The organism is Actinosynnema sp. ALI-1.44 (genome assembly GCF_001984155.1).
Taxonomy (GTDB): Bacteria; Actinomycetota; Actinomycetes; order Mycobacteriales; family Pseudonocardiaceae; genus Kibdelosporangium.
On record NZ_MTQO01000023.1, the window covers coordinates 13,469 to 30,528 of the forward strand.

Genomic DNA, 17,060 nt, shown 5'->3' on the forward strand with positions numbered 1-17,060 from the left:
AAGCCTGGCTGTCGCCCTGTGCGACACCGGGAAGCACCTGGTCCAGAGTCTCAGGCACAGCGCTGTGGTGCTGCGAGAACGGGGTCCGGTCTCGCATCACCGCTCCTTGTCGGGTGGGTCTGTGAGTTGTTCGGTTCCGGACCCGCCGCTGGACGCTGGCCCGCGACTTCTGGGAACAGATGCGTCAGGCGGGGTCGCTTCACGCTGGATCGGTGCCTCTCTGCAATGCGTCATCGACTTGCCACACCCATCCGACGTCCGTTCTGTTCCGAATGTGTTGTGTGCGCGACTGGCGACCGGCTCGGGTCGTGCCGTGTCGCGCACGGACACGGTTCCTGATCGACAGGAGTTCACTATGCGCAGACCCATCCGTACGACCGTGGTCGGAGCATGCGTTCTCGCGGCCTTCCTCAGTGGCACGGCCGCGACGGCGGCACCAGCGAAACACGACAGCCCGCGTGGTGGCGATCTGTTCGTGCTCAGTCAAAGCGGCGTGCTTTCCCGCCACGACGCGACGCTGCGGCTGCTTCCCAAGTCCAGCAAGCGCGTCACCGGTGTGGCCAAGAACGACCGATTGATCGGACTGGACACACGCCCCGCGACTGGTGGCCTGTACGCGCTGTCCCGCTCCGGTCAGCTGTACCGGATCGACGCCAAGACCGCGGCCGCGACCGCGGTCGGATCCCCGATCGCCCTGCGGGGCACGGCGATCGGGTTCGACTTCAACCCGACCGTCGACCGGATCAGGCTGGTCACCGACACCGGCCAGAACCTCCGGCTGCACCCCGACACCGGCGCCGTCGCGGGAACCGACACTCCCTTGAGCTACCCGAGCGAGAACCGCACACCTCGCGTCACCGCGTCCGGCTACACCAACAGCGTCGCCGGGGCGACCTCCACCGCCCTCTACGGCCTCGACTCCGCCCGCGACACCCTCGTCAAGCAGGGCAGTCTTCCCGGCGAAACACCGGTCGTGTCACCGAACACCGGGCAACTGACCACCATCGGCCGCCTGGGGCTGGACATCAGCGCCGTCAACGGCTTCGACATCACCGGCAGCGCCAGCGCGGGCTCCTACAATCCCCGCGACTACAAGGCCGTGGCGGCAGTCCGCACGCACGGGCTGACTCTGCTGGTCAGCGTCGACCTGGCGGCCGGCCGGGCTCGGGTGGTCTCACCGCTGCTCACCGACATCGTCGGCCTGACTTTCGCCAGCTGAGTCGCACACACGAATGGCGGCACCAGAATGTCCTGGTGCCGCCCGACCTTGGTGTGGCTGCTGGGCGCCCGCGTGCCCACCGCCGCCCGCGGGACCGGAGTCGCCGCCGTGGGTGTTGCTCACGGTGGTCGCGTCGCCGGTGGCGCCGGTCGCCCCGGAGTCACCGGAGTTGCCAGTCACGGCGTTGTTGAGGGCATCTGCGTGTCTCGACACGATCAACTCGCCAAGATCTTCAGTGGATGGAGGAGAAACGCAATCAAGGCGGCATTCGCCGCGTCCGCGGTGAGTGGCGGGTGTGTCGTCAGAGGCGGATGTCGTGACGGGAGGGGGCGTTCAGCTTGCGGCGGACCTTCACCACGTACTCCTCGACTGTGCGGCGGGAGAGAAACAGGGCTTGGGCGATCTCGCGATTGGTGTGGCCGCCTGCCAGGAGACGGGCGACATCTTGTTCACGCGGGGACAGTTCGCTGCCGTAGCCACGTCGGCCGCGCGGTGACGGAGTGGCCACACCGATGCTGCGGATGCGGTGGCGGCAGCGTGCAGCGTCGACAGTCGCGCCCAGGGACTCGTAGGACTGGGCCAGCGCGTCGAGCGCCGTGGCGTCGGTGACGGCGTGGTTCTCGGCTTGCTCGGCGAGTTGGGTGGCCCGGTAGGGCAGGCCCAGGTCCCGGTGCAGGTCGATCGCCTTGCGGTAGAGCGAGTCGGCTTCTTCGCGGTCGTCCGCCGCTGCGGCGAGCCTCGCGCGGCAGGCGGTCAGTGCCGCTCGGGCCAGCGGGGCGTCGACACCTGCCAGACCGGTGGTTGTCTCCGTGACGAGCAGTTGCGCGGCGTCGGCGCGACCTGTTGCCAGGTAGCAGTCGACTGCCTGGGGCAGGATGTCGCCCGACCACACCCATGCGCCCTTGCGCCGCAACATCGTCACGCCGTACTCCACGTGCTCCTCCGCTGCGGCGGCCTCGCCCCGGCTGAGCAGCATGCCCGCCATGCCCCCGGCTGCTGATATGCCTACCGGGAACACCGGGGCGGTGGGGCACGAACCAGCCGCGCGGAAAGCCCGTTCGGCCTGCACCCATTCCCCGCGTGCCGCCGCCAGCCAGCCTCGGGTGAGGTTCAGGTCGGTGGTCAGCAGCAGGTTCGCGTAGGTTTCAGTCAACCGGTCGATTCGCTGTTCCAGCCCCATCCACCGCCCACTGAGCCAGTCGAGCCGGACCGCCGTGGCCTCGGCGGTGCCGACGACGTAGGTGGCGGCGACCCGCTCGGCCAGGGTGATCCCGGTGCGCAGGAACTCCCGTGCCCTGGAGTAGTGCCCGATCCGCGAACACGCGTCCGCGAGGTTGCAGTGCGCCCGTGCCAGGTGGTGGATCTCCTCGGGGTTGCGGACGTCCGAAGTGGACGGCAGCAGGGCGATGCGGTCCCAGGCGCCCGGGTCGCCGGCGATGAGTCGCCCGCCGAGCGTCGTGGCCAGCAGCGCGGTGCGCAGGGCCTGGGTGGGGAGGTGGTCGATGAGACCCTCGACCCGGCTGAGGGATGCCCGGTGCTCGACGATGGACGCGGTGCCCAGGTACGGCCCGGCCATGGCCGCCATGCCGCGTGCGGTGCGTTCCGGCTGATCGCCGAGCAGGTCGATAGCCCGGGTGATCTCCTCGGCCCCCCGGTCCAGTTCGCCGGTCTCACGCTGCAGCAGCAGCCCGAACCACAGATGCACTTCGCCTCGCACGTCCGGTGCCAGGCGCGGGTCCGTCAGCAGGTTTTCGACTCGCGAGGTCAGCTCCCCGCCGGGCAGTCCGGTCAGGGCGTAGCCGCACAACCTGGTGGCCAGTCGGTTCGTGTCCGCGGGGCTGAGCTCCGGATCGGACAGCACCTCGGACAGCAACTCGACCGCGGTGGGCACGTCCTTGGCCTCTTCGGCTGCCGCAGCGGCGTTTTCACTGTACCGCAGCCATTCGGCTCTCATGCCTGCCCCTTTGGCGTGCGCGGCAAGGCGGGCGGCCGGTGGTCGGTCAAGGGCGGACAACGCCGCCACAGCGCGTTCGTGCAGTTCTCGCCGCCAGACATGGGGCAGGGAGGCGTACACCGCGCGCCTGGCGAAGTTGTGCGGGAAACCGAACCTGTTCTCCGTCTCTTCCACGAACACGCCGGAGTTCACCAAAGCGGTCAGATGCTCGTCCACCGCGTTTCCCGCCACGGCGCCCAGGACGCCGGTCGTCTCCGGCACGCCCAGCACCGCGGCGGCCTCGGCGACGGCCCGCGCGCCATCGGGCAGGGCTCCCACCCGTTGCCCGAACTCCTCCGCCACCCGGATCGGCACGTCGATCCGGTCCAGGACCCGCTGCGGCACGTCATCCTCGGTGCCCACCTGACCGTGTAACGCACACACCGCTTCCTCGACCACGAAAGGGATTCCAGCTGTCTCGCGCAGGACGGTCGCCGCGAACCGTTCCGATGTCACAGTGTCTCCCACGATCGCGTCGATCATGGTGCGCACCTCAGCCATGCCGAACGGCCGCAGGACCACGTTGACCCCGGTGACGCCGTGCGGGACGTGGAACGCGTGGCCGAGCGGGGCCCCGGCGGGCAGGTCCTCTCGGCGGTAGGTCACCACGATCGACAGGCCCGGTGGTGGGTTTCCCATCACGAACCGCAGTACCCGGCGGGTGTCCTCGTCCGCCCAGTGCAGGTCCTCCAGCACGAGCACAGTAGGTCCCAGGCAACGGAGCAACTCGCGTACAGCGCGGAAAACCCGGTGCCGCTCGGCATCGGGGTCGCCAAGGGAACGCGGCTCCGGGGGCAGGAGGTCGGCGAGTTCAGGCAGGTGGGCCCGGAGCGCGCCGGTCACCGGGCCGGGAGCGTCCAGTCGGTCACCGCATTGGCTGAAGCAGTCGAGGAGCACTCCATACGGGAATGGCACGGACAGCGGTTGACACGTGCCCACGACCACACGCGTGTCCCCGTCGCGGGCGACGGCGGCGAATTCGGCAACGAGCCTCGTCTTGCCTGTTCCGGCCTGTCCCTCCACGAAGACGACCGACGGCGCGTGCCGCACCGCGCTGAGCACGGCGGCCAGTTCCGCGTCCCGGCCGATCATCGGCACCGGGCTGGGCCGGGCGGGGAGGGGTTTCGCGCGATCATGCTCCATGCTCGCTCCTGTCGGTGATCAACCCTCAGCGGAATGACCGACAGGATAGGTCGGCTGGGCGGGACACCGTAACCCCGCGGGCATGAGCACCCGCGTCCGGCAACGACGCCTCGGACATACGGGTCGTAGCCACACTTGTTCCCCTGTCGCCGAAGCCGAAGGGTGATGTTCGAGCGGCCTGGTGTCTGCACTCCCTGCAACGGCCGCTCGAACGCACGATGGAGGAATCGATGCAAGAGCACAGGAAACTGTGGCGATCCACCTTGGGCGCCGTCGCGGTCGCCGTCGCCGCGACGGCGACTGTGACGGGCGAAGCCGTGGCGCAACAACGGGAATCGACCGTCATGCAAGCCAGCCAGCCCTATCCGGGACAGTACATTGTGGTGCTCGGGAGCGGCGCCCGGGCCAGCGCCGCGGCCACAACGCTCACGCAGCGCTACGGCGGACAGGTGACCGACACGTACTCGGTCACCCTGAACGGTTTCGCCGTTCGTGGCCTGTCCGAGCAGCAGGCGCGACGCCTGGCCGCGGACCCGTCGGTCAGGTCGGTGCACCAGGACGGCACGACGAGGGCGACGGGCGAGCAGCCCAACCCGCCGTCGTGGGGTCTTGACCAGATCGACCAGCGAACGACCGCCCTGGACAAGAAGTACTCCTTCCCGAACTCGGGAGAGGGCGTGACCGCCTACGTCATCGATTCCGGGGTCAACGCGCAGCACCCCGAGTTCGATGGCCGGGCGGGACACGGGTACGACTTCCTCGACAACGACACCGACGCGAGCGACTGCTACTGGCACGGATCGCACGTGGCAGGAACGATCGCGGGCAAGACGGTCGGTGTGGCGAAGAAGGCCAAGGTCGTGGCCGTGCGTTCACTGAACTGCAACGGCTCCGGCCCGGACTCGGCCACGGTCAGCGCCATGGAATGGGTGGCGAAGAACGCCGTGAAGCCCGCTGTGGTGAACATGAGCCTGGGCATGGACGTCGCCGGTGTCGGTGACGAGCAGGTCAAATCCATGGCGGCCAACGGCATCGTGGTGGCGGTGTCCGCGGGCAACGACGGCAAGGACGCGTGCGGCGTCAGCCCCGCTCGTGTTCCCGAAGCGCTCACCGTCGGCTGGTTCAACAAGGACCGCACCCGTAGCGGGAACTACGGCCGCTGCATCGACCTCTTCGCGCCGGGCGGCAACATCTACTCCAGCGACCACACCGGATCGTTCCGCACCGGCAGCGGCACGTCCATGGCCTCCCCGCACGTCGCGGGCGCAGCGGCGCTGTACCTGTCCGCGAACCCGAAGGCGACCCCGCAGCAGGTCGGTGAGGCGCTGGTGCGCAGTGCCAGCCCGGACCTGATCACCAATCCCGGGACGGACTCGCCGAACAAGGTCCTCTACGTCGGCGACATCGGCGGCGGCACGCCGCCCAGGTGCGGGGTCAGGAGCAACGACCAGGACGTGGCCATCCCCGACGCGGGGTCGACGGTGGGCACGTCCGTGAGCCAGGACTCCTGTGACGGCAAGGCTTCGGCGACGTTGCCGGTGCGGGTCGACATCGACCACAGCTACACCGGAGACCTCGCCGTCGACCTGATCGGCCCGAGTGGGACGTCCTACCCGCTCAAACGTGCGGGTGGCGTCGGCGAGTCCGGGGGTGTGCACCAGAGCTTCACCGTCGACGCCTCGCGCGAGGACGCGAACGGCACGTGGCAGCTCTCGGTGCGCGACAGCTACCGGTTCGACACCGGCACGCTCACCGGCTGGTCGATCACATTCTGACCGAAGTGGACGGACACCACTGTCACTCCTCATACCCTGCCTTCGAAGGAGAACGATGAGAAGACCACGCCTCGTCGCGGTAGTCACCCTCGCACTGGCCACGATGACGCTTCCCGTCATGGCCCCCGCCGGTGCCGCACCGATTGACGAGACCAGCATCGCGGCGACCCCGACCGCCGAGCTCCGCCCAGGCGGCGCGGGAGTCCGGATCGTCAACGGGGAGCGCACCACCGTCAAGGAGTATCCGTTCGTCATCGCCGGTATGCGTGTCGGGGGCGCCGGCCCGCAGGGACAGTCCTGCACCGCCTCCGTCGTCGGCAAGCGCAAGATCCTCACCGCAGCGCACTGCATGGTCGACGCCACCGGCGCCAAGAGCTACATCTACGGCGACGACGACCTGAACACACCGGGCGACGAGACGTTCCGCACGGCCGTCACCTCCTTCAAGACCCACCCCGGTTACACCGGCTCCGGCGGCTGGCGGACCGGCAACGACGTCGCGGTGGTCACCACCGCCGACGACCTCCCGGTGCCGGAGAACCAGTGGGCGAAGGTCGCGGGCTCCGCGGATGGCGCGCTCACCCAGCCGGGCAAGTCCGGCGTCTCCGTCGGTTACGGCAGAACGTCGTCGGGCGGCGGCTCCGGGGAGCTGCGCAGGACCACCATGCCGGTCAACGACGCCAACACGTGCCAGGTCTTCGACATCCGGGTCAACGGCGAGCTGATGGTGTGCACGGGCTACAACGACGGGCGCACCGCCAACTGCTCGGGTGACAGCGGCGGCCCGTTCATCGTGGACGGTGTGATCGTCGGTGTCTCGTCGTGGGGTTCCAGCGGCTGCGACCGCTACAGCGTCATGGCCAGGCTGACGAACGCGATGGGCGACTGGGCTCGCGCCGAGATCGGCGCGAACCCACCCGGCGACGGCAAGTTCTCGATGGCGCTGACACCGTCCTCGGGCAAGGTCACGCCCGGCAAACACGTCTCCACCAGTGTCACCACGACCGCGGGTGACCAGGGCCCGGAGAAGCTGGACCTGAGCGCCTCCACCCTGCCCGCCGGGACCACGGCCACCTTCCAGCCCTCCTCGACCGTCAACTCCGGTGAGGTGGCCAAGCTGACCCTGGAAACCTCGGCGAGCACTCCGGCGGGCACCCACAAGGTCACCATCACGGCCAAGGGCGTCTCCGGCGCCAAGACCGCCGAATTCGCGCTCACGGTCGGTGACGGTGGCACCGCCGACGGCCCCAAGCCGTCCGCATCGCCGAGTTCCGGCACCGTCCCGCCCGGTGGCTACGCCAACGCGACGATCACCGTCACCGGTGGCACGGGATCCGTCCGGCTCAGCGGCACGGGCCTGCCCAACCCGCCCATCTTCTCGCCGCAGACCGTCAAACCCGGCGGTACCGCGCGGATGACGATCATGGGCCCGTACCAGCGCGGGACCTACAAGGTCACCATCACCGCGACGGACAGCACCGGCAAGACCGGGACCACGGAGTACACCCTCACAGTCCGGTGATCTTCAAGTCGGCGTGCACGTGATCTCGTCACCGCTGCACGCCCGGGAACCCGTGGAGCCTGCGACTGCCTCGGCAGCCGCCGGCTCCACGGCCGTCGACCGCTGTCACGCGGCACGACAACATCGCTCCTGCTCGCAAGGCGCACGGCTAGCCGCCGCGGGCCTGCCGGTCGATCATGGACACCAGGGTCGAGACGAGCTCCTCGGCTGTGACGTGCCACTTGTCCTCGGACAGGTGTCCGTTGACCTCCATGTCCGTGATCCCGTGCACGCTGGTCAGCAGCAGCGCCGCGAATCGCCGGGTGTCCTGTCCGCCGACCAGATCGTCGACGATGGCCATGAACTCGCCCTGGGCGCGGTCGCCCGCCTTGACCGCTGCGCTGACCACCGCCGGGTCACCGACCGGAGATGTGAACATCAGCCGGTAGAGGTGCGGCTGGCGGCGGCCGATCGTCATCAGCGCGGCCAGGGCGCGTTGCAGCTTCTCGGCAGCGAGCATCCGCGGATCGGTGCGCACCGGCTCGACGTCGTCCGCGAGCCGCTCTAGGGCCTCGGCCGCGATGGTGGTCAGCAGGCTGTCCTTGTCCGGGAAGTGCCCGTACGGCGCCCCGCGAGTGACCCCCGCACGCGCCCCGACCGCGCGCAACGTCACCGCCTCCGGGCCACCGCTGTCCAGCAGTTCGGCGGCAGCGTCCAGCAGGGCGCGTCGCGTTGCGGCGGCGGATTCCGCACGGCTGGCCATGCCGATCATCATACAGTTGACACTGTCATCTGAGACGCCTAGCGTCACTTGTATGACAACGTCACATGAAATCCGGGACTGCGTCGTCGTGACCGGGGCCTCGACCGGGATCGGCGCGGCGTCTGCCCGCGAGCTGGCGCGCCGCGGATTCCACGTCCTGGCCGGCGTCCGCCGCGACCAGGACGCGGACGCGCTCCGTGCGCCGGGTATCGAGCCGGTCATCCTCGACATCACCCAGCCCGGCCACATCACTGAGCTGGCCGCCCGCGTCGATTCGCAGGCAGGTGCGTTGCGCGCGCTCGTGAACAACGCTGCCATCCAGATCAACGCCCCTCTCGAGATCCTGCCGCTGAGCGAGTGGCGCAGGCAGTTCGAGGTCAACCTCTTCGGCCACGTCGCCGTCACCCAGGCGCTGCTGCCCGCGCTACTGCGCCACTCGGGCCGGGTGGTCAACATCAGCTCGGTCGGCGGGCGGGTCGCCATGCCCACGTACGGCCCCTACGCGGGCACGAAGTTCGCCCTCGAGGCGATCAGCGACTCGCTGCGCCGGGAACTGGCGCCGCTGGGCGTGCGGGTGGTGGTCGTCGAGCCCGGCTCGGTCCGCACGGAGATGGCGGACCGGGTGATCGTCGCCACGAACCAGGCGGCCGCCGTCATGTCACCGGAACAGCGTGACCGCTACGGAAGCCTGATCCAGGCGATCAACGCGCACTCTGCCGCCCACACCCCCGGGGGCACCCCCGCCGACGCCGCGGCCAGGGTGATCGCGAAGGCCGTGACCACCCGAAAGCCACGCACCCGCTACACCATCGGCCGTGACGCGGCCCTGATCACGCGCCTGACGCGGGTACTGCCCGACCGGATGCTCGACCGAATCCTCGTGGCCAGCCTCCGTCCGCACTACCCGAAGGCGACCACGGCGTGAAACTCCAGTTCGGTCAAGGTCAGTATTTGATCAACCGAATCCGCCAGCCAGCTTCAGACGGTTCGACCGCTATCCGGCCGAACCAATCCCTATCGATCTGCTGCGGCGGCGAATGCGTGCTCGGGGATGTCGCTTGTTCTCTGGGGGCGCCGGTCCGAGGTGGGGGGCCTGTCCGGTTGAACTTGGCGGAATCAGTGGTTGGTGTGCGGTCGTTCGCGATTCTGACCGCGACGCCCAAGATCGACGACTCGGGCACGTTGAACGACCCGGTGCCGTGCCCGGACGCGGAACTGTTCACCACCGCGGTGGTCAACAGCATCACGAAGGGCTGACGTTCTCGTCCGCCCAGCGGGCCAGGGCGATCCGCGAGGTCAGGCCGAGTTTCGCATAGCTGTTGCGCAGGTGGGTCTCGACCGTGCGTTCGCTCAGGAACAACCGTGCCGCGATGTCCGAATTGGACAGCCCCTCGCCGAGCAGCCGCACCACTTCGGTCTCCCGCCTGGTGAGCACGCCGTCACCGCGGACCGTACGCGGCCGCACCCCCAGCGACCGGGCGAGCTGACGGGCCCGGTCCGCCCACGACGACGTCCCCGACTGCTCGAACACCGCCAACGCCCGGACGACCGCGTCCCGGTCACCGCCCGCCTCGGCGCTCTCCAGCCGGCACTGGGCGGCCAGCAACGGGCACCCGATCGTGTCGAACCGGTCCGCGACCTCGGCCAGCAACGCGGCGTCCCGGAGCCGTAGCCCCCTGAGCCGGTCGGCGCACGCGATCAACAGCGGCGGCTGGGTGACCCCGATCCGCAGCGCCGCCTCGGTGTCGGCCAGCAGCTCCACGTCCCCGGCCCGCGCCGCCGCCAACCCGGTGAACAGGGCACGCAGGGTTGCCGAAAACGGGTCGTTGAACAGCGAGTAGAACGTCAACCGCGTGCTCGTGCCGCTCCGGCCCTCCTGGAGCGCGATGGCCGCGTTCGCCATCTCCGTGACGTTGTAGAGGCTCTGCTCCGGCGACAGGTACATCCCCCGCGCCTGCGTGAGCATCGTCTTCGCCTCGGGCAGGCGTCCCTGCTCGGCCAGCAGGAACGCCTGGCCCGCCCGGGTACGTGCCATCGACCGCGGCAGGCCGGCGCGGCGGGCGATGGCGTACCCGGTGTCGATCGCGCGGCTCGCGGCGCGGATGTCCCCGATCAGGTAGTGGGTGAACCCCGTGATGTAGTACTCCCAGGTACGCAGCGACGGCGCGTCGACGTGCACCTCGTCCGCAACGAGCTGCGACGCCAGTTCCGCCGAGCGGGACATGTCGCCGAACAGCATGTACGACCCGCTGGCGATCATCCGCGTGTAGTGCGCGAAGAATGGTTGCTCCCGCGCGCACTGGTCGGCGTGCGCGATCGAGACCTCCGCGTACGACAACGCCTCCGCCAGCCGCTGGTCGAACAACAGCAACGCACTTCGCCCCAGGTAGCCCACTGCCTGGCCCGCCGGTGACGGGTCGGTCTCGACGAACCCGGCCAGCCGGCGGGTGATCTCCCTGGCCTTGTCCACGTCCGTGTGCCGGATGCTGAACACGAACGCCTGGACGGCGGCCTCCAACGACTGGCCGGTGATGGCCGTGGCCGTGGCGACCACCCGTTCGTTGACCGCGTCCGAGTCGTACCGTTCGGCGTCGAGCAACGCCATCCGGAACCGCAGCTCACCGAGCAGGTCGTCCTGCCCGTGCCGCTGTGCCAGGTCGATCGCTCTGGTCCACGCCTCGGCGGCCTCGTCGAACCGGCTCGCGGCCTGCTGGGCCCGTCCGACGCCCTCCAGCAGCGCCGGCGCCTGGTCGGGCTCGGCCTGCGTCGCGGCGATCTCCAGGTATCGGACGGCCTCGTCGGCCGCGCGCATCGCCAGTGCCCGCCAGCCCGCGTCGGCCATGATCCGCGCGGCACGCGCGCTGTCGACCAGGGAACCGGCCTCGCGGTAGTGCGGCGCGAGTGCGAGCACGTCGTCCGGGCTCACCTTCTCGATCGCGGTGACCATCGACGCGTGCAGCTGGCGTCGTTCACCGAGCGTGAGCTCCGCGTACGCGACCTCGGCGTACAACGGGTGCCCCACCCGGTACGCCAGGGTCCGGCCAGCCACGTGCTCGGTGACCAGCCCACCCACCACCAGGGCCTTGAGCGCCGACTCGAAACCGGGAGAGCCGTACACGTCCCGCAGGACCTCGTCGGTACCGGCCTCCCCGGCGACCGCGACGATCTCCAACAACCGCCGTGGGCCCGCGTCGAGCGCGTGCAAGCGGCCGAGCACCACGTCCCGGATGATCACCGGCAGCGCGGCACCAGCGCGGAAACCCTCGTGCACCAGCGCGGTCACGAACAGCGGGACACCCTTGGCGCGGGTGGTGACACCGGCGAGGAACGCCCCGTCCGGCTCACGGCCCAGCAGCGCGCTGGTCAACTCGGCCACCTGCTGGTCCGCCAACGGCGTCAACGTGATCTCGGCAGCCGGGTCGGCGCGCCGGACCGTCATCCCGAGATCGCCGACGGGCGTGCCGGCCTCCACCGGCCGGTACGCGCCCAGGACCAACACCCCGCGCGCGTTCTGCCCGATGTAGTGCACCAGCTCGACCGTGCCGCGGTCGGCCCAGTGCAGGTCGTCGACCATCAGCACGGCTGGCGCGAGCTGCTCGACGAACTCCCGCATGGCCTCGAACATCCGGGTGCGTTCCAGGTCCGGGTTGTCACTCGGCTGCGGTGCCAGCAGCCGTGCCAGCCTGGGGTTCGTGTCGCCGACGTACGGCCGGAACGCCTCCACGATGGGCGCGTACGCCAGGCCGGCGTGCAGCGGGTGCGCCTGACCGTGCAGCACGGTCAGGCCGTCAGCGCGGGCGAGGTCGAGGACGTGGGCGGCGAGCGTCGACTTGCCGATACCGGCCTCACCGCGCAGCAGCATCAGGCGGCCACTCCCGGCCCGGGTGTCCCGAACCGCCTGGCTGAGCGCGGCGATCTCCCGGTCCCGCCCAACGATCCTCATCACGGCGAGTGTACGACCTGGTCACCGAAGGTTGGCCAGCACCAACCCGCTGCGCGGCTTCGGCGTGAAGTACGTGGCCTGCCGCGGCATCGGCCGACCGGTGAGCACCCGGTCCATGGGAACCGGCGCGATCATGACCACGGCGTCGGTTGGATGCCCGGTCGGCTGGTTTCATGATCCCCTTGTGCCCCAAGGCAAGGAATACGATGCGGGGATGATGAGCATTGACCGGCGAGGGCTGTTGCTCGGTGGCTCAGCCGCGGCACTGGCCGCATGCGCGGGATCGGCCCCGACAACCCGATCCCAGGCCGAGGCGACAGACGCCACCGAGTTCGACCCGTTCGACTGGGCATCGGTGCGGGCCCAGTTTCCGCTCGACACGAATCTCGTGCACTTGGCCGCGTTCGTGCTTGCCGCGCACCCGAAGCCGGTCCGTGCCGCGATCGACCGGCACCGCCAAGAGTTGGACGCCGACACCGAGGGCTACCTCCAGGAAACCTGGATGTTGGAGGAGAACGTCCGGGCTGCTGCCGCCTCCTATCTCGGCGCCGAGCCGGGCCAGATCGCACTCACCGACAGCACGACGATGGGTACCGGCCTGCTGTACTCCGGGCTGCGGTTGGTGCCCGGCCAGGACATCGTCACCACGACGCACGACTTCCACGCCACCGTCGAAGGACTTCGCCTGCTCGTTGCGCGTACCGGTGCGCCGATGCGCCGCGTCGCGCTCTACGACAATCCGCGAGCCGCTACCGAGACCGAGATCCTCGCCCGTGTGCGGGCCGCGATTGGCCCGAGAACCCGCGTGGTCGCGTTGACTTGGGTGCACTCCGGCACCGGAGTGCGGCTGCCGATCCCGGCGGTCGCGGAACTGATCGCCGAGCTGAACAACGGCAGGGCACCGGCTGACCGCGCGTTGCTGTGCGTCGACGGCGTGCACGGGTTTGGCGTGGTCGACGCCGGCGTGGTCGACCTCGGTTGTGACTTCCTCACGACAGGCACGCACAAATGGCTGTTCGGACCGCGTGGCACCGGACTGCTGTGGGGCCGCGCGTGGGACGCCCTCGCGCCGCTGATCCCCACGTTCTCCGGCACCGAAACCCCTGGGGCCGTGCACACCCCCGGCGGCTACCACTCGTTCGAGCACCGCTGGGCAGTCCGCGAGGCGTTCGACTTCCACCGACGGATCGGCCGCGCGAGGATCGCCAAGCGGGTCACCGAGCAGGCGACGCAACTGAAGGCGGGTCTCCGCGGAATCCCGACCGTTACGCTGATCACGCCGGACGACCCGAACCTGTCGGCGGGAATCGTGTGCTGCGAGGTGGACGGCATGGACGCGTTCACCGCGACACGGCGGCTGCGGGAGCAGCACCGGATCGTGGCCAGCGTCACCCCGTATGAGCAGCAGTATCTGCGGTTCGGGCCGAGCATGGTGACCACGCCGGAGCAGATCGACCGGACGATCGAGGCGGTCAAGCTGCTGCGGTGACGCCGGCTTCCGCAACGTCCAATCCAGACAGTCGATCAACGAGACGGACTGCGCCTGACACCGACGCTCGACGAGCTCATCACCCGCCAACGCGTGATGGACGACTCGGTCGGCCACAGCCGCGAGGTCGACCGGATGACGTTCGGGCAGCCCGCTGTCGCTGCGGGCAAGCAGGAACAGCCCTTTCAGGAGCGAGTCGAGGCGACGGTTGGCGGCGCGCTCGGGTCTGCCTGCGGTAGTCAGATGCCTGCACCGGCAAGCACCGCGCGCCTGCGACGACGGCGTCGACGATCGCCACTTCGTCGTCCTCACCACTGCCGGAGCTGAAACCGGAACTCAACGCGATCGGCAATCTCCTCGGCTCCTGCGTCCCCCACCTCAAGGGCGAGCCGATCGGTCGGGCCGTCAACTGCGCGACGTTCATGCCGAGTGTGGCCGAAGTGATCAGCAAGGTCGAGCAGAAGGCGGATCGGCTGCCAGAAGCGGCTGCCCAGGATGATGCCGATACGGATCATTGGTGTTTCCTCTCGCTGCTCGGCTGCCGAAATGGCTTCTCAGCTCCAGGCGAACAGGTCCTGCCGTAGGCCCATCGCCTTGAAGAGGTAATCGCGCGACGTTTCGAGCTTCCGGCGTAACCGGTCCAGGTTCGCGTCGAGCAGCCGCCCGTTCCACTTGCGCACTTTGCCGGCGACGATCACGGTTTCGACGTTGGTGCGGTCCATGAGCGAGACGACCGCCCCCGGCACGCTGTTGAGCGGGGCCACGTTGAGTGCGGTGGCGTCGAGGATGACGATATCGGCTTCCTTGCCGGGCGTGAGCGTGCCGGTCTTGCCGTCGAGGCCGAGATGCTTGGCGCCGTTGATGGTCGCGTAGCGCAGCATGTCGCGGACGGTGAGGAGTGCCGGCGTGCCCGGAGCCGGCGTCGGCCAGTTGTTGGGCGGTACGAGGTCGCCTTGGTCCAGAATCATCTGGTTGACGAGCATCCGCTGCATGGTCATCGCGGACCGCATCAGCGTGAACGGGTCCGCGGCCATCGTCGTCTCGACGTCGGAGCTCAGCGAAGGTTCCATGCCGAGTTCCTGCATCTTGAGGATCGGCGGGGTGCCGTGCCGCATGGTCATCTCGATCGGGAAGGCCAGCGAGACCTGCGCGCCGGCGTCCCGCAACCGCTGCCATGTCTGGTCGGACATGCCGGTCATGTGGATGAAAAGATTGTCCGGCCCCACCCTGACCCCGCTCTTGCCCTGGGCGAGATCGTCGAGAACGAGCCGCATCCCCCACGAGCCGACGGAATGCGCGGCGATCATCAGATCCAGCTCACGGGCGATCGCCCAAGCCCGGGTGTACACCTGCTCGCCGAGGTGGAGTTCGCCGCCCATGACCATGCTCACCAACTGGTCGTTGGACGAGAACCACGTGTCCCTGATGCGGTAGGCGTCTTGCGGGTACCGGGCTGCCGCGCGGCCGTCGCCCTCGAAGAAGCCGAACGCCGAACGCCGCCCGGTGTCGACGAGCGCCTGGATCGCCGCGTCGGTGTGCTCGGGGGAGTGGTGGATCTGCGAGACGTCGAGCACCGTCGTGACACCGGTGTCGAGCTGCGAGAGCCCTGCGAACAACGAGTTGATGTAGACGTCCTCCGGCCGGTAGACCTTCGCGAACCCCTGCAGGATGTGCTCGCCGTAGTTCGGGTACGAGCTCGGCGAGCCGGAGTGATCGTCGCGGAGCAGGCCGTTGGCGAGAAACGCTCGCTCCGCGGTTTCGAACAGGTGGTGGTGCGTGTCGACGAAGCCCGGCAGGACGATGCGCCCGCGCGCGTCGATCACGCCGGCGCCGGCGGCGCGGATGTCGGGCCGGATCTCGACGATCTTGCTGCCCTCGACCAGGACGTCGGCGACCTCGAAGTCGCCGACGTTCTGGTCCATGGACATCACCGCACCACCGCGAATGACGTAGCGGCGTCCCCGGCTCCCGCTGTCCTTCGGTGGCTGGTCACCGGCGCGCGCCTCGGCATCGCCGGCCGCGAACAGGCCCGCTCCGGCGGCGACCACCGCGGAGGACTTCAGAAAGTCGCGCCGCCCGGTTCGTGGAGCGGGCCGCTCCTGCGGCTCGCCATCGTCCTGTCGGTTGCTCATGGTGTGCCTTCTCTTCCTGTGTGCGCGTGGGCTGATCACGCCCCACCCGTTCGTTTCAGCGGTACTGCAAGCGGGCCTGGCGAGGGACGACGGTGCGCCGCACGGTTTCCACCGGTGCGCCCTCCCACCATCGAGTTGATGTGTCACCTCAACGGTACGCCGCTGAGTTGACTTGTCAACTCGTGAGATATGATGACGCTATGGAGCACCAGGGACTGACCGAACGCGAACTCCGCGCATGGCGGGTCTCCTTCCAGATGCTGGAACTACTGCGGACGCGCATCGAGCAGCAGCTCCAGGCCAGTAGTGGTCTGTCCAACGCCGACTACACCGTGCTCGCGTTGCTGTCCGAGGCGCCGGACGGGCGGATGCGCGCCTACGAGCTCAGCAGGGTGGCCGGCTGGGAGAAAAGCCGCCTGCACCACCAGCTCACCCGGATGTGCAAGCGGGGCCTGGTCACCCGGGAACGGTGCGGCTCCCGCGGCATGGACGCGGTGATCACAGCGAAAGGCCTCGCCGCGCTCAAAGAAGCCGCGCCCAACCACGCCGAGGAGGTCCGGCGCCTGGTCATCGACCGCCTCACACCCGAAGAGCTCGACCAGTTCGCCGATATCGCCACCAAGGTCCTCGGCAATCTGCAAGCAGACCAGCCGCCCCTCCAGCCTTGATCATTCCGGTGTGATCCACTATGGACACTCGTATGCGAAAACTATTCTTGGATATGCCGGAACCCATGAATCCGGTTCCTTGACGGTCCCGAAGCGAAGAAGACTTTGGAGTCGCTGCACGAAGCGTGGGCCAAGCCCGGCGTCAAGCTGCCGCCGCAGGCGGAGGTCAAGGTGACCGGCGTGGTCCCCCAAGGCGATACCGCCACGGTGACGGACGCTGCTATCAGCGTTGACGGCCGCACGTTGCGCGAGCTCGCACTCATCGGTGCGACCGGCAACGTCGAATCGTTCAGTGTCAGCCTGGAAGTGAAGAAGCGCAACGGGGCCTGGTACGTCGGCGACCTCCAGATCAGGCTCTGACCTGCGTCGAGTCCTGTACCGATCGGGAAATCGTCGCTGGAGGTCGAGCGGCTTACCGGTATTCGCTGAGGAGT

General features: G+C 69.0%; 13 protein-coding genes. 8 read left to right on the top strand and 5 right to left on the bottom strand.

Annotated features, from left to right (window positions below; genetic code table 11):
• Positions 1–355: 355 nt before the first annotated feature.
• The gene (locus tag ALI144C_RS01855; RefSeq protein ID WP_076985235.1) at positions 356–1,219 is read left to right on the top strand and encodes a DUF4394 domain-containing protein; all 864 of its coding nucleotides are present in this window, start codon (positions 356–358) and stop codon (positions 1,217–1,219) included.
• Between the two features lie 301 nt (positions 1,220–1,520).
• Here the strand turns inward: ALI144C_RS01855 and ALI144C_RS01860 are convergent, their stop codons facing one another.
• A complete protein-coding gene (locus ALI144C_RS01860; protein ID WP_237773915.1) occupies positions 1,521–4,355 on the bottom strand; it encodes an ATP-binding protein in 2,835 nt (944 codons plus the stop codon).
• Between the two features lie 230 nt (positions 4,356–4,585).
• Here ALI144C_RS01860 and ALI144C_RS01865 point away from each other — a divergent pair, with 230 nt between their 5' ends.
• A complete protein-coding gene (locus tag ALI144C_RS01865) occupies positions 4,586–6,130 on the top strand; it encodes a S8 family serine peptidase (RefSeq protein ID WP_076985274.1) in 1,545 nt (514 codons plus the stop codon).
• Positions 6,131–6,185: 55 nt separating this feature from the next.
• Positions 6,186–7,652 (top strand): trypsin-like serine protease, encoded by a 1,467-nt coding sequence (locus ALI144C_RS01870; RefSeq protein ID WP_076985236.1) that lies wholly within the window; start codon positions 6,186–6,188, stop codon positions 7,650–7,652.
• 148 nt (positions 7,653–7,800) lie between these two features.
• Here ALI144C_RS01870 and ALI144C_RS01875 read toward each other — a convergent pair whose 3' ends face one another.
• Entirely contained in the window at positions 7,801–8,394 is a 594-nt protein-coding gene (locus ALI144C_RS01875) for a TetR/AcrR family transcriptional regulator (RefSeq protein ID WP_076985275.1), read from the bottom strand.
• A gap of 52 nt (positions 8,395–8,446) precedes the next feature.
• On the opposite strand from ALI144C_RS01875, the gene ALI144C_RS01880 reads away from it, so the two are divergent.
• Both ALI144C_RS01880 and ALI144C_RS58310 read left to right on the top strand, forming a co-directional pair.
• Positions 8,447–9,319 (top strand): SDR family oxidoreductase, encoded by an 873-nt coding sequence (locus ALI144C_RS01880; protein ID WP_076985237.1) that lies wholly within the window; start codon positions 8,447–8,449, stop codon positions 9,317–9,319.
• 203 nt (positions 9,320–9,522) lie between these two features.
• A complete protein-coding gene (locus ALI144C_RS58310; protein WP_269086646.1) occupies positions 9,523–9,651 on the top strand; it encodes a hypothetical protein in 129 nt (42 codons plus the stop codon).
• Here the strand turns inward: ALI144C_RS58310 and ALI144C_RS01885 are convergent.
• Entirely contained in the window at positions 9,638–12,337 is a 2,700-nt protein-coding gene (locus ALI144C_RS01885; protein ID WP_076985238.1) for an ATP-binding protein, read from the bottom strand. The genes ALI144C_RS58310 and ALI144C_RS01885 overlap by 14 nt on opposite strands.
• Positions 12,338–12,551: 214 nt before the next feature.
• On the opposite strand from ALI144C_RS01885, the gene ALI144C_RS01890 reads away from it, so the two are divergent.
• The gene (locus tag ALI144C_RS01890) at positions 12,552–13,826 is read left to right on the top strand and encodes an aminotransferase class V-fold PLP-dependent enzyme (protein ID WP_143230325.1); all 1,275 of its coding nucleotides are present in this window, start codon (positions 12,552–12,554) and stop codon (positions 13,824–13,826) included.
• 308 nt (positions 13,827–14,134) lie between these two features.
• Here the strand turns inward: ALI144C_RS01890 and ALI144C_RS01895 are convergent, their stop codons facing one another.
• Both ALI144C_RS01895 and ALI144C_RS01900 read right to left on the bottom strand, forming a co-directional pair.
• Positions 14,135–14,341 carry a hypothetical protein gene (locus ALI144C_RS01895; protein ID WP_076985239.1) on the bottom strand — a complete coding sequence of 69 codons (207 nt, stop codon included), beginning with the start codon at positions 14,339–14,341 and terminating at the stop codon, positions 14,135–14,137.
• Between the two features lie 39 nt (positions 14,342–14,380).
• Positions 14,381–15,958, bottom strand: a complete 1,578-nt coding sequence (locus ALI144C_RS01900; RefSeq protein WP_076985240.1) for an amidohydrolase family protein — start codon at positions 15,956–15,958, stop codon at positions 14,381–14,383.
• Positions 15,959–16,158: 200 nt separating this feature from the next.
• On the opposite strand from ALI144C_RS01900, the gene ALI144C_RS01905 reads away from it, so the two are divergent.
• Both ALI144C_RS01905 and ALI144C_RS01910 read left to right on the top strand, forming a co-directional pair.
• Positions 16,159–16,626, top strand: a complete 468-nt coding sequence (locus ALI144C_RS01905; RefSeq protein WP_202818824.1) for a MarR family winged helix-turn-helix transcriptional regulator — start codon at positions 16,159–16,161, stop codon at positions 16,624–16,626.
• 105 nt (positions 16,627–16,731) lie between these two features.
• Positions 16,732–16,986 carry a hypothetical protein gene (locus tag ALI144C_RS01910; protein WP_083752627.1) on the top strand — a complete coding sequence of 85 codons (255 nt, stop codon included), beginning with the start codon at positions 16,732–16,734 and terminating at the stop codon, positions 16,984–16,986.
• The last annotated feature ends 74 nt before the right edge of the window (positions 16,987–17,060 follow it).